Source organism: Plectonema cf. radiosum LEGE 06105, assembly GCF_015207665.1.
GTDB classification, from domain to species: domain Bacteria; phylum Cyanobacteriota; class Cyanobacteriia; order Cyanobacteriales; family Nostocaceae; genus Rivularia; species Rivularia radiosa_A.
On the sequence record NZ_JADEWL010000011.1, the window covers coordinates 47,758 to 61,778 of the forward strand.

Annotated in this window: 9 protein-coding genes and 1 pseudogene; all 10 read right to left on the bottom strand. The window is 36.0% G+C overall.

Translation table 11 applies throughout. The features are described from left to right. Positions 1–6: 6 nt before the first annotated feature. The 10 genes and pseudogenes from IQ247_RS05520 to IQ247_RS05565 all read right to left on the bottom strand — a co-directional run bounded on the left by IQ247_RS05520 (position 7) and on the right by IQ247_RS05565 (position 13,969). Positions 7–3,441 carry an acetate and sugar kinases/Hsc70/actin family protein gene (locus IQ247_RS05520; RefSeq protein WP_193917855.1) on the bottom strand — a complete coding sequence of 1,145 codons (3,435 nt, stop codon included), beginning with the start codon at positions 3,439–3,441 and terminating at the stop codon, positions 7–9. Positions 3,442–3,600: 159 nt separating this feature from the next. Then, complete coding sequence (locus IQ247_RS05525; RefSeq protein WP_193917856.1) at positions 3,601–6,162, bottom strand: GTPase family protein; 2,562 nt, start codon at positions 6,160–6,162, stop codon at positions 3,601–3,603. A 1,174-nt stretch (positions 6,163–7,336) separates the two neighbouring features. Then, complete coding sequence (locus IQ247_RS05530; protein WP_193917857.1) at positions 7,337–7,585, bottom strand: hypothetical protein; 249 nt, start codon at positions 7,583–7,585, stop codon at positions 7,337–7,339. Positions 7,586–7,613: 28 nt separating this feature from the next. Further along, positions 7,614–8,054: an ArsC/Spx/MgsR family protein gene (locus tag IQ247_RS05535; protein WP_193917858.1), complete on the bottom strand. Its 441-nt coding sequence runs from the start codon at positions 8,052–8,054 to the stop codon at positions 7,614–7,616. Between the two features lie 128 nt (positions 8,055–8,182). After that, positions 8,183–8,794: a cysteine dioxygenase family protein gene (locus IQ247_RS05540; RefSeq protein ID WP_193917859.1), complete on the bottom strand. Its 612-nt coding sequence runs from the start codon at positions 8,792–8,794 to the stop codon at positions 8,183–8,185. A gap of 133 nt (positions 8,795–8,927) precedes the next feature. Further along, positions 8,928–9,407 (bottom strand): hypothetical protein, encoded by a 480-nt coding sequence (locus IQ247_RS05545; protein ID WP_193917860.1) that lies wholly within the window; start codon positions 9,405–9,407, stop codon positions 8,928–8,930. 224 nt (positions 9,408–9,631) lie between these two features. Further along, a complete protein-coding gene (locus IQ247_RS05550) occupies positions 9,632–10,222 on the bottom strand; it encodes a cytochrome c oxidase subunit 3 (protein WP_193917862.1) in 591 nt (196 codons plus the stop codon). A 182-nt stretch (positions 10,223–10,404) separates the two neighbouring features. Then, positions 10,405–11,163 (bottom strand): annotated as a pseudogene (locus IQ247_RS05555) (cytochrome c oxidase subunit I); the annotation flags it as partial. A gap of 364 nt (positions 11,164–11,527) precedes the next feature. Next, complete coding sequence (locus tag IQ247_RS05560; protein WP_193917864.1) at positions 11,528–12,922, bottom strand: site-specific integrase; 1,395 nt, start codon at positions 12,920–12,922, stop codon at positions 11,528–11,530. Positions 12,923–12,994: 72 nt separating this feature from the next. Beyond that, on the bottom strand, positions 12,995–13,969 hold the full coding sequence (locus IQ247_RS05565; protein WP_265579666.1) for a cytochrome c oxidase subunit I: 975 nt from the start codon (positions 13,967–13,969) through the stop codon (positions 12,995–12,997). Positions 13,970–14,021 lie beyond the last annotated feature (52 nt).

Sequence of the window (14,021 nt, forward strand, 5' to 3'; positions counted from 1 at the left end):
AACTGATTAATGTATACCACAAAAAGGGTCGCGTTCGGCTTCTACATTGGTAGATTGTGGTTGTAAGGTATCTCTAAAAATACATCCTTCCTGTTTGAGAAATTCGGGATTATTAGATGTCCAATAAGGTACTTCAAAGGGATGTACTCGTAATATTCCTTTAAAGTCTAAGGTGACGTAGTAACGACAAGGATATTCGCTATTAACTGGTGGTTGTGGTAGCTCTCCAATTAACTCCCATTTGTTGGATTGGGGGTTGCGAAATTGAAAGTAAAATGTGTGTTTTCCACTGGCTGGAAATGGTGGAAGTTCAGCTATTAAACCGATAGTTTGCGGTTGATTTGTGTCGTTTTCGTAGCGGAATACTCTTAATTCTTTACTGTAATCTTTACCGGCTTTAAATAATACTGTATGTGCATCTGTTTTTAATGCATTTGCGGCTTCGACTACGTTAACTGCAATATCACAGATTACTTGAGATTCGTCGGTAATTAATTCTTGGTTTCCAATGGCTTTTGCTGCGTCTATACTGGGGATATTTATAGGTATTAAATAATGGGGAATTCCTCGACAAAGTAGTAAATCAATATCCAATTTTTGATTGATTTCAAATTGAACTTTGATATTATTTTTAAAGTCGTCTTCGGTGATTCCTAATTTTTTCATTAAAGCGTCACCATTATAACTTCCCCATAACTGTAACTTCATTTTTTCAAAGTCTTGTCGTCTGATATTATTAGTTAACTGCATCCCCAACCAATCGCTGCGTAATTTAGCCATTCCTTCTTCAGCTTTGAGTTGATAAAGTTCTTGCCCAGCGTGAAAAATAGGAACGGGACTTCCTCCGATAACTTCTCGAACGAAGGAGCAAGGTAGGAAGTAAAATAAATTTTTGACATCTATATAAAGTTGATTTGCTCCCTTTCTCAACAAGTCTTTGGATTCTTGAGGAGAAAAGCTTAATTGACGGAGTTTTTCCGCAAAACAGGCTCCGGCAGATGTTGCTAATTTAGTGTATTCTGGTTCAAAAGTGACTCTTTCTTCATTCCAGACAAAGTAATCTGATTTACTAAATACTCGATAAAGTTCCCGTTCTACCAATTCTAAATTACAAGTTTTACCTGATAAAATTAACCAGTCTACCTGTTCTTTCTTTACTTGCTCTTCATCTGTTCTAACTAAATTTATATCACTAATAAACTTGGATTTAAAAGCATTTTCAATTAATCCAGAAGCGATACCAATTGCTTCTTGAATTACCGGAGATGCGGCTTTATCAAATTGTTCTCCCGTTAAGGTGACGCTAATTTTATCAATGACATCTGTAGGTAATTGAATATCATTTTGAGCAAGTAATTCCGCTATTTGTCGTCCATCTAAAACAAATATTGTTTCTGGTGCATCTACTACAGAACCTTTTTGTCCTAAAGCAAGTTTAGCGTTTTCCGCGTGTTCCCAGAGGTCGTAAAATGTTTGAGAACGGGATGAACGATTTTTCCATCGGGTAGGCAAGATTTTTTCAGCGTCGTTTAAAGCTTCCTTGTAGGTATCACCTTCGCGAATTTCTTGATCGACACAAGCTAAAAGCGAACCTTGACGATATTTACCGTTATTTAAAAACCGTTCGTTTAACTCTTCAGGCTGGACTTTCAAAACATCTTTTGGTAAAATATCACCCGCAACCGCACTTAAGAGAGAATCCGCGATCGCAACTTTCAACAACAAAAATAATCGTAGCGAAATCAGTTCACCACCCAACTGTAAATGACCGGAGGAACCCAACAATTTTGGTGTAAGTTTATAATAACGACCACCGTCACCTTTATCTTCAGTAGGTTCAAAGGGGTCAATTTCTTCTAATGTCAATCTAATTAAAGCTAAATCGGTAGTTCCCCCACCAATATCCAAGACTAAAACATTTTGCCACCATTTATGACCATCCCGACGACAGCGGCTTTTAAAAGATTCTATCCCTAAATTCAAATCCCCACCAAATTCTTGCCATAAAAAGAAAATAGCTGCCGATACTGCTTCATCGTAAGCCATTTGTACATCTTCAATACCCAACTTCTTAACTAAACTTTCGATTTCCCGACGGATAAATGGAGAAGCAATTGTCGGATATGTCAACACAGCACGATAAAATTCACCATCGCTACATTTACCAGGATAACGCTGACGATATTTCTGGGTTAACTCAATCAACTGAGCGTAAGCAGCCTGTAAAAGCTGGTTAACAGGAATAGTATCTTCCTTACCATCCAAACTTATATCAAAACTGCGTTCTTGACCAAAATAACGTTTAGGAGAATGCAAAAAACGACCATCAATACTTTCCCCTTGTTTGATAGCATCTAATCTGTGTTGATATGCTTGTTCTCCCAACATTACTTTAACCTTTCCTGGGTCTTGAGTTGGTAAGGAAGGTTCTAAATTAGTCACCTCCAACTCCGAAGGAATTTCATTTAACCGTCGATCTTTATCCAACTCCACTGGTAACAAACTTTGCCACTCCAAAGCTGGAACCCGAAATACTTGATGATAAATCTGATTTAATCGCTTACTCGCAGCCCGACGGAACCATCCCAAACGCTTACTCAGACAGATTTCTATTTCCTTAATCGCTTCTAAAAGTGGTTCACCCCGTAAAAGCTGTAAATTTGCCGGATTAAAATCCTCCAAGTTTTTACTGAGATGAGAAAATAACTTTTGCCACTCACCTTCCCAAACATCACGACTGATACCCGGTATTTCATCCACCGGACGTTCTGTCAACCAAAACGCTAATTTTTCGCTTAACCTTTCCTCTTGTTCGCTGGGTAAAGTATGGGGAGTCACAATTACCTTGGGGTCATAAAGCGTCACAGTCGAATTAGAAGTACCGAAATCAATTGCAAACCAACCAGGATAAGTTATATCAGATTTTGGCGAAACAACAGATGAAGAATGATTAAGAATAGGAGTTTCGCTAATTATATCTTGATGGCGATCGCCTTGTTCTTCGGAAGCTGACAAATTTCGCAAACGAGCATTTTCCACAGCAAAAGTCCAAATACTACAATCAGCCGTAGCGGTTTTCTTGACAGATAAAATAGCTTTATCAGTATCATCGGAATCGAAATACTCTACAGTTACCCGCAAAGTTAAATTAATCCCTTGTGGTAAAGATTCATTCCAGATACAATCACTTTGTCTCAACCGCTGTGGTGAATTTAATTTAAGTAATCTATTAGTACTAAAACTGACACTTTTATAAGCCGATTCTATTTCTTTGCCTAACTCTTCAGGTTCTCCCAAAACGGTAATTTCAATCGAAGAAATAAACGGGAAATTAGGGCTATCAGCCGGTTTTATTTCAATCACCGGCAATAATAAAAGTGAAGAATCTGTTTCTTTATGACGTAATTGATAACGACTAAAAAGTTCTATTTTTACTGGCATTTTGCAATTTTGGATTTGAGATTTTGGATTTTGGATTGAAGTTTAAGAGTTAGGAGTAGTAATGTAGAGACGTAGCACTGCTACGTCTATCAGGATTTATGATTTCCAACCTATTAATTACTAATTATTATTGTTTATTGTTTATTGTTCATTGATTGACTATTCCGGATAAGAAATAACAGTAATCCGCTTCATAGTTTCCAACCAAGCTGGAGTTGATGCAGAAGTTGTTTCTTCCGCCGAAGCAATATATCTTAATAAAGGTTCGTGTTTAGATTTTAAAAGTTCTTGTAAACTATCGATAATTTCCTTCAAAGCCATTGAAAAAGAACCTTTAACTTGTTTAGTCAATTCGCTAACATATTGAATTAAATGTAACCCTGCACTTGCAGTAATTTCATCCCGTAATCGTAAAACCGCGATTTGATGATTAAATGGTCTTGGGGGTGCAGGAAATTGCTTATTAGGACTCCAATCGAATATTTGTCCTTTTTGATGTTGTGCATCTTTCCTAGCTAAAGGAAATAAATTATCAGCATTAATAGGTGCTACACTACTAGCCAAACCACTATGCTGAATAATTAAATTTTGCCATTTATTAGTTGGGTCAATTGCACGTAATAAATATCTATATAAACGGGTTTCTCGCTTGCCAAATTTTTCCTCAATCCGCTGTTCCATTTGTGCTTGAACAATTTCTTTAATTTTGTTCCGCTCTAACTGTACTTCAACAGATAACTTATTAAATAAATCCTTCACCGTTTCCGCAGTTCGCTCGTGAGCAAAAGACTGCATTTCATTGATAGTTTTGACAAAAGAATTATAGAAATCATCACTTTGAGTAGGAATTGCATCTTCTTCTTCATCTTCCTCAAAGATACTTTCACTCTTAGTAAAACTAATAGTACCGTTTTTAGTGCGGTCAAATAATAAAGTCCACTCACTCCACTCAAAAAATATCTTATTAGTTAACTCATCCTTAACAACATCACTCAAAGTTAACCCAGTCCGATTTTTTAACATCGGCTGTTTTTCTAAATCTTCCTGAAAATGCCGATATGTCGTCACCAAATTTTCAATTTTTTCCCGTAACTCTAAAAATGCCGGATTTTCCACCACCGGAATATAAGCGGGAATCTCTTCCAACACAGCTTTCAAATTATTTTGCTCCTTTAACACAGTTTCCGCAGCTCTTTGAGTATCTTCCACCAACTGCTTCATACCATGTTGTCCTAAATGTTCTTTCAATAGCGATCGCAATCTATTGATTCCCCCATCTTCAGCATAATCGCTTAATTGTTTGTGTAAAGGACTCGAAGTCGGTAACATCTCCCCCAAACGTCCCCACTTCTCCCTTAAGTTAACTTCATCAACTGTTAAGGGCTTTTCTAAATCCGGTAAAAACTCCGGGGAACAAACTTGTATCAATGAAGAATATTCCGCTTGTTTTGTCAATCCGTAAAGCTGCGATAATAAAACGATATTTTTCTTCTCAGTAGTCAAATTACTGGCACTAGCAAGAGTCAGATGTAAAATTCTCAACTTTTCTAAAACCGCTTCTTGTGATAATAAAGGTTCCTCTAAAACCTCATCCATGGCGATAATATCCCGACTCGTCAAAGGAAGCTGATTAAACCTTCCCACACCAACAATAATCCTATCCCTTAAATCTTGTCCCTTATCCCTTTCCAACATACTGCGAATTTTTGCAGCAGTAGCTCCCCCAGGATATCTACCGTTGAGTAACAGTAAAATCGTTTGTACTTCCGTCAATTCTCGCAGCGATAAAAAAGTATCTCTGATACCCGAATCAGCCGCACCTAAACCGGGAAAATCCAATAATACAAACTGATTCGTCCCCTGTAACCCCGATAAATCCCATATCTGTTTTGCTACCTCAACCGTAATATCTATCCGTCGAATCAACGAGAAACTATTGTGTAAATCCCTTGCAGAAGGCTGAACGTAAGTTTCCCAACGCTTCGGAGATTGGGGTAAATCCCGAAACTTCAACTCCAAAATATTCATCGGGGGTTCAGATAACCTCAACCCCTTATTTGCTGTTAAATGGTCAATTTCGTAACTTTTACCGCAGATATCTTTACCATAAGCCGCATAAGTACGGACAAATACCACAACTTCCCGTAATAGCGATCGCAATTCCAAACTTTGGCTTTGATTCCAAGCTTGCTCACACCAAGTTAAAATCCCGTTACTATCAACAAAAGTGGTAGGATACAAACTTCTCAAAGTAGCTAAAGGAGCTGCGGGAACCTCCGCTAACTTTGCTCTACCTTCCACCACCTTGAGCATAAAACCCAAACATTCCTTTACCCCTTCATGGGAAAGGTATTCCACCGTAAACTTACTCACCTTCGTCGTCTGTAATTCCGGTTGCTGCACCAAATGAATTGCAGTCACATTACCCGTAGAAGGAGTTTCGCTAACTGGTAAAGCATCCGCGAAACCAATTAAACTACCAATTAGCAGAGTTTTACCGCTACTAAACTCCCCCATCACCCCGATTTTTACCGGAGAAGCAGCCAATTCCACCGTCGAACGAGCGGACTGTACCAAGCGTTGAATGTTGTCATGAATACTAGAGGGTACCCAATCTTCTTGAGGTGGTGGATTCTCCGAAACCAACTCCAGACTTTGAAGAACAGATTCCGCATACTCCTTATAGCGGCGTAATTTCTCTACTGCTATGTCACTTTTCATACTTGCTCCCAAACCCGCAGAGATTATTTTGTTACCAGATTTTTGGTAGATGGCTGTGATGGAATAATGCCAGTAAATTAGCCGGTAAATTATTTGATTAAAATTGATAATTTTGACCGATTACCAGGGATTTTGGCCTTATTTACCACAATAGTTACACTCTTAATAATTTAAAAAATAAATTAACGTTTCAAATAGATTAATACCATTATTTGGTACTCAAATCATCACTCTTTAAGTTGTTGTTCGATTTTAACAATATAAATTCATTAATTAGTTTAACCTTGGTTAGAGGTGCAAGTTTCCTGTAATTAGTAAGTGGTGTAAGTCATCGTCCGGATAGTTACGAATTATTTTGATTCCTCCCTTGGCTGAAAATAAGAATTTCACTTGGATTATAGTATGTTTTAATACATATGTCAGGATTTAGATTATAGGCTTAATAAGGATTAGCAGTAATTATAAGTACTAAAAGCAGGATTTTATCATTATTGACACTAAATTAACTGCCAAATTGGCAAAATTATCTTGTAGGTTGGTTTCGATGGACGAATAATATTTGTTGTTGACGAAAAATAAAGAAGCGTCGTAACCCAACATTGATTTTTGGTTTAAGCGTATTGTTTGATTAAATATTGAATTTGTTGAAATTATTTTGTTTATTCTTCTAGATAATGTTGGGTTTCGTTCCTCAACCCAACCTACTAACTTTTGAGGATTGGGGAAAAAGTTGAATTTTGTAGGTTGGGTTAGACGCACGAATAATATTTGTTGTTGACGAAAAATAAAGAAGCGTCGTAACCCAACATTGATTTTTGGTTTAAGCGTATTGTTTGATTAAATATTGAATTTGTTGAAATTATTTTGTTTATTCTTCTAGATAATGTTGGGTTTCGTTCCTCAACCCAACCTACTAACTTTTGAGGATTGGGGAAAAAGTTGAATTTTGTAGGTTGGGTTAGACGCACGAATAATATTTGTTGTTGACGAAAAATAAAGAAGCGTCGTAACCCAACATTGATTTTTGGTTTAAGCGTATTGTTTGATTAAATATTGAATTTGTTGAAATTATTTTGTTTATTCTTCTAGATAATGTTGGGTTTCGTTCCTCAACCCAACCTACTAACTAACTGTTCTAGTCGAACAATCTGTAATTATTATTACTTGTGCTTTATCAGGTGCAAGATGTGACTTGAGAAATTTGCCGGGGAATGAAATTCCCCGTCTGATAGCGAAAGTCCTCTAAAGAGGACTGGTGAAAAAGCAATAAAATACGTTTAGCGACAAAGTTAGCAGCAAATGTACCAACAATTAATAAACCAACTATAGAAACAAGTTCTGGTACAGATTTTGTTGGAGTAACCCAAAAAAACCGGACATCTTTACGACATCCGGGTTCAAAATACCCATTACCAATTACCAATTACCTATTCCCTATTCCCTATTCAACATCAATGATGATGCTGATGATTATTAGGACAACCTTGTAAATCCTGACTCATCAACTTTTGACTGACTTCTTGTAAAGTTTCATCTTTTGGTGTTAAACCAATCCAATTATCAATAACTTGAGTATCGAAACCAACTTCTCCACGATAACCAACTTGAATTAAAGGACGGCGAATAAACAACGGTTCCTCTAACATTAAATTAATCGCAGTTTCAGCGTCTAATTGTTGCGGATTTATCTCACCAGATTTAATTTTAGGTGCAGAGGGATTGAACCATTCTGCTACTGGACGATTTCCAAAAAACCAGAGCAAACGCTGTTTAGTCCATTTTTCTTCTAATATATTATGTGCTTCAACTTGATGTCCCGCTGCGGTTAACAGAGTTTTTTGTTTAGTATTATTTCGACAGCCAGTTTTTTCGTAAAATATTACCTTTACCATAAAAATCTCCAAGTTTAGTTGATAGTTGACAGTTGACAGTTGTTAGTGGTTAGTTGATAGTTGATGGTGGTTAAGAGTTTACTTTTTACAACCTTTAACCTTTAACCTTTAACCTTTAACCTTTAACCTTAAAAATTCTTCGCAGTATGATGAACAATATCAAATGCAAAACGTTCTTTTGATTTAGTTTCACCGTATAAATTAAAAGTTACAGTTGGTTCCTCACTGATTGCTTCTACACTATGAATTGCACCAGGAGCGAAACTAATAATATCGCCAGGATTTAAAATAATTTCTGCTGCGGGTTCAATTTTATCTGGATATTCTGCGGTAGGATTTCGCTTCCAAATCGTATTTTTTTCGTTTCCTTTTAATACCGCGACAATTCCCCAAATTCCATGATTATGGATATTAGATTGCGTTCCTGGTGTAAACGTTACAGTTTGAATTGTAAAAGGAAAACCCAACTCATCATATAAAAGTTTAACAGAAGTTCCAGTCTTATAATCGGCTTCCGGATGTTGAGTTTTTATCCAATAAGAATTAACCAGCAATCGTCTTACTAGTTGCCTAATTTCTGCTAAATAAACGCTTTCATCTGATTCTTTGATTAGAATATCTTCTAGTTGAGTGAGAAACCGATAAAGACGATAATTTTCAGTAATTAAATCCCATATTCTTACAGATTTGCAAGCTTGATATTCACCATCTGCGGTTACAAGCCAATCTTTTCCTTGCATAAATCAGTTAACAGTTATCAGTTATCAGTGAAGAATATTCAATATATAAATTCATCTTAATTTTTCATTTCTCACTTTTGTCCTCAATAATAGACGTAGCAATGCTACGTCTCTACAACAAACTCCTAACTTTTCATTCCTCTTCTTCTGGTGGACGTGTTAAAATATCAAACAATATGCCAGTGCCAAAGTCGTTTTTATCATCTATTTCTTTTACTTTATTACATATATTTTTAGCTTCTTCTGCTTTTCCTAAAATAGCTAAAATTAATCCTGTACCAGCATAAGAATTTAAATATAACCGAATAATTTGTTCTTCTTTACGTTTAATAAGTACTGGTTTTAATTGTTGCCAATCATCCGGTAAGTTCTCGATTGTTTTAACTTGATTTATTACTTTATTAGCTGTTTCTAGCGCCATTTGATAGTTTTGTTTGTAATAAAAATATCTATAAGCTGAGATTAAAACGTCTAGATTATTTTCTGTTTTAGCTAAAGCTTGATTAATATATTTTTCTGACTCTGAAGTATTTTCCCAATTGTCTGCGGCTAATATCAATAACTGTTTGACATCTTCGGGTACCTGGTACCAGGAGAATTCTTTGTTTTGCATGGTTTTTTAGTCGTAATAGGTAATAGGTAATGGGTAATGGGTAATGGGTAATGGGTATGAATAACTGTGAGCAATAAATTTATTACTTCTTACGAATTACATAGATTAACTCTTTCCTAATTCCCCATTTTAATCAAGGATTAAAAAAGCTTACACGGATTTTTATTACCAATCCCCAATTACCAATTACCAATCCCCAATTACCAATTCCCAATTCCCAATTTTCAAAATTTGGTAAGAATATAAAGTAGTGTGAAGAGTATAATCCAGATGATATCTACAAAGTGCCAGTAGATTTCTGCCATCTCGATTCCGGTGTGTTTGTGTTCGTTATAATGTCCGGGACGACGGGAGCGCCACAATACACCTAAAATTAATAGGACTCCGATAAATACGTGTAAACCGTGGAATCCTGTCATGAGGTAAAAACAGTTCGAGAATAAATTGGTACTCAATCCATACCCTAAAGTCAGATACTCATAAACTTGACCGAGTAAAAAAATTACTCCCATGATTGCAGTAATTCTGTACCATTTCCGCATTCCTTGAACATCATTCTTTTTAATTGCAGAATCGCCGAAATGAATCACGAAACTGCTGGATACTAGAATGATGGTGTTAATAGTCGGTAACAATAACTCTACCTCGGTTCCTTCAGGAGGCCAAGTTTGAGTAGTTCCACGATAGAACAAGTAAGTAGCAAAAAATCCGCCAAACATCAAGGATTCTGAAATTAGGAAAGTTATTAATCCTAAAACTCGTAAATCTGCGTGTTCTTCATGGTGTGCTGGACTTTTTTCTGTTGCGATCGCCATTTTTTATCACCTGTTAAATTTTGGATTTTATTGGATTTTAGATTTTTAGATTATCCCTACATACAAATGAATTGGCTCGGATGCTGAGATGATTACCTTCTTGATTAATCACAGCTTGGATAAATCCAAATATGTCCTATCGGACACGCTTCGCTAACGCAAATCTAAAATCCAAAATTGATTTAAGCAGTTGCTTCTGCTTCTGTTGAGGTTGTTAAAGGTTCACCTTCTGTCACCACACCGTAATCGTAAGGGCCGTGAGTAACAATAGGTAATTGTTCCCAGTTTTCAATAGCAGGTGGAGAAGAGGTTGTCCATTCCAATGTCAAAGCATTCCAAGGATTATCACCGGCTTTTGCACCAGCATTCCAACTCCAAAGAATATTCAGAGTGAACGGAATTACCGATATTGCTAATAGATAAGCACCGTAGGTACAAAGCTGATTGATAGCCTCAAATTGCGGATCGTACATGGCAACTCGACGCGGCATTCCTTGTAAACCCAGTTCGTGCATGGGTAGGAAGGTTAAATTGGTGCCGATAAAGGTGAGGACAAAGTGAATTTTACCCAAGGTTTCATTCATCATCCTTCCCGTCATTTTAGGGAACCAATGGTAAATCGCAGCATAAATACCAAATACAGAACCGCCAAATAAGACGTAGTGGAAGTGCGCGACTACATAATAAGTATCGTGAACGTGTCCGTCAAATGGTGCGGTTCCTAAAGTCACGCCGCCAATACCACCCAAAACGAACATCATTAATAAGCCAATGGCAAACAGCATTGCGCTAGTATAGCGGATTTTCCCTTGCCAAAGAGTTGCTACCCAACTAAATATTTTAATTCCTGTAGGAACAGCAACTATCAGGGTGGAGATGGTAAAAAACATCCGCATCCAACCGGGAGTACCGCTGGTAAACATATGATGAACAGTTAAAATCTTTAATTAGCAAAAGTTCAACGTCTATTTTTAAAACTATTCTCTATATATTCCTTAAGTTTATATTTCAATGTTGTCTGTTCTCAGTTAAATAACGTTACTAATTGATGATTTGATTCACTATTTATTCCTTATAAATAGATATTATTTGTGTTCTGTATTAATATAAACAAAAAATCTGAAAATTATGATTGTTTTCAAGCCTTGTATAGTATATTTTAGAAGATTACGGATTTAAAAACCGCAGAGACAAGACAGTGCGTTGCGGGGGTTCCCCCCGTTGTAGCAACTGTCGCGCTGAGAGCGCAAAGAAAAGATAAGAGAGAGGAAACTTTAGAACGGGAAGGGAATAGTTTGATGTTGGTTATATAATAATTTTATTTAACTTATATTTTTCTAGTTCTAAAGTCAGAGATTCTACTTTCTTCTGTAAAGAAATATTTTTTTCTTGAAGCATTTCCATTTCTTGTTTTTCATTTAAAGCTGTATTCATGGCTTTCTTACGATTTTCTAAGGAAAACCATCTTTGATAAACTTTAGTGTGCATTTCGATAGAATGCCCTAAATTATCTGCTGCTGCTTTAAGAGGTATCCCTTGTAAATGCGCTCTGATAGCACAAGCATGGCGTAAATCATAAGGCTTAAATTCTAACCCAATTCTTTTAAACCATTGTGAATTTTTATCTACTATAATAGTCAATTGTGAAAAAGATTTTATTTTATCAGTTCTTTGTTTAAGCATTTCCAGTGCTTTTTTACTTTTTAAATCAAATAGTTCAATCCATTCTGGCATAAAGGGTAATACTTCTCTGGCTCCAGTTTTATTGTCATTATGAACTTTCCAAGTATTATCTTTGTTATCTTCACTTATAAACCAATCAATATCAGGTTGGTTGAATACTTCTCTAGGACGCAATCCGTAATTAGCAATTAAACCGTAAGCCAATCTATATATTAAATAAGTACTGCAATAAGGATTTTTTTTGTGTTTGTTTAATTCGTAATATTTTTCAAATGTATAAAAACCATCTATAATTACTTTATCTTGGGGAATGTCTCTTTTTTGAGGTATAACAGGAAGTTTTAACTTTTTCAAGTCAATATCTATTTCTAAATATTTACATATAATACTAGCTACTTTTATCGCTTGAAATCTTTTGCTGCTAGAATCAATTTTGCTCAATGAAATTTCTATATTGTTTTTATTCACAATTAAATCAGAGTTAAATTCTCTTTTAAAGACTTTTTTGTATTCAGTAAAGGTATGTTCGCTTTTAATATCTCTTTTTCTTGTTTTAAAAAAAATATCCTCAAATTTGTCATATATTTCTCCAAAATTTATATCAATATTTTGAGAAGCTTTGCATCCTAAATATTTATCATTCCATTCAAAACACTTTCTTGATATTAATCTACTTAATTCATAAGCTTCTTCTTCTGCTGTTTTTAATCCGTCTAGGTTTGCTGGAATATTTAGGGATATTTGATACTGCTTTGTTTGTCTACCTTTTATATTCGTATCATTTGGTTTAAGTGGTAGTGTAGCCCGTAACTGTATTGCATTACCTTTCATTGTTAAGGAAACCTTTGCTTTCATTTCCTTAAGTCGCAAATTAGCTTCTTTTAGTTGTTCTTGTACTTTCATTCTCATATGTGCTTCTTGTTCTTTGGCTGCTTTGTTTATACCTAAGTAGCTACCGTCTGTAGTTGCTGATGACTTGAAATCTTTAAATGCTTCTTGGTAGATGTCTGCTTTCATTTGCTTTGATTCCCTAATTCTTCCCTAAATATATGTTTCAAGCAAACATTGTTTATTGCTTACAATGTTTACTCAATAATAATTTATGATTATTAAGGAGTTGAAGTCAATCAGAAACATATGATGAACCCAAACGAACAAACCCACAACGCAAATTGCTAAACTAGAGTAAGCAATTGCTTTATATCCAAATATTGGTTTACGTGCATGAACCGGAATCACTTCGGAAAGAATGCCAAAAATAGGCAGAATCATCAAATAAACTGCCGGATGAGAATAAAACCAGAATAAATGCTGATAAATAACTACATTACCACCTGCATCTGGCTTAAAGAAAGAAGTACCGAAGTTGATATCAAATAACAACAATACTAAACCAGCAGCTAGTACTGGTGTAGAAACTAATGCCAATAATGAAGTAGCTAAAATTGCCCAGCAAAATAAGGGTAATTCATCCCACTTCATCGAAGGAACTTTCATCTTCCAAATGGTAACAACAAAGTTTAACGAACCCAAGATAGAAGAACTTCCCACCAACACAATGGCAAGAATCCACATACTTTGAGCGGTATTCGCTGTCACCAAACTTAAGGGTGGATAGGCTGTCCAACCTGACTGAGAACCACCGAAAAAGAAACTACCTAAAACCAAAGCACCAGCGGGTGGATTTAACCAAAATGCTACAGCATTCAGCTTCGGGAAAGCCATATCCCTAGCACCAACCATCAGTGGTATCAAATAGTTACCAAAGCCACCAATCGCACTGGGGACAATCCATAAAAAAATCATGATTGTTCCGTGATTGGTCAGAAAAGCATTATACAAATTGGGGTCGAGTAAATCTGCATCCGGTGTCGCTAATTCGGCACGCATGGCTACAGCCATCAATCCACCGATGAGATAAAAAATAAACGATGTCACTAGGTATTGGATACCAATTACCTTGTGGTCTACATTAAACGTGAAATAATGATACCACTTCCATGCTTGGGGATGAGCATGAGTAGCCACTTGAGTTGTATTTTGTGGATGTTCTAATTGCGTCATTCGATTTTGGATTTTAGATTTTAGATTTTGGATTGAGGAGGAGATGATGGGG

What these genes read in the sequence shown, in the direction of transcription:
- IQ247_RS05520 (WP_193917855.1), bottom strand. Translation starts at nt 3,441, where the DNA reads ATGCCAGTAAAAATAGAACTTTTTAGTCGTTATCAATTACGTCATAAA.
- IQ247_RS05525 (WP_193917856.1), bottom strand. Translation starts at nt 6,162, where the DNA reads ATGAAAAGTGACATAGCAGTAGAGAAATTACGCCGCTATAAGGAGTAT.
- IQ247_RS05535 (WP_193917858.1), bottom strand. Translation starts at nt 8,054, where the DNA reads ATGGTAAAGGTAATATTTTACGAAAAAACTGGCTGTCGAAATAATACT.
- IQ247_RS05540 (WP_193917859.1), bottom strand. Translation starts at nt 8,794, where the DNA reads ATGCAAGGAAAAGATTGGCTTGTAACCGCAGATGGTGAATATCAAGCT.
- IQ247_RS05545 (WP_193917860.1), bottom strand. Translation starts at nt 9,407, where the DNA reads ATGCAAAACAAAGAATTCTCCTGGTACCAGGTACCCGAAGATGTCAAA.
- IQ247_RS05550 (WP_193917862.1), bottom strand. Translation starts at nt 10,222, where the DNA reads ATGGCGATCGCAACAGAAAAAAGTCCAGCACACCATGAAGAACACGCA.
- IQ247_RS05560 (WP_193917864.1), bottom strand. Translation starts at nt 12,922, where the DNA reads ATGAAAGCAGACATCTACCAAGAAGCATTTAAAGATTTCAAGTCATCA.
- IQ247_RS05565 (WP_265579666.1), bottom strand. Translation starts at nt 13,969, where the DNA reads ATGACGCAATTAGAACATCCACAAAATACAACTCAAGTGGCTACTCAT.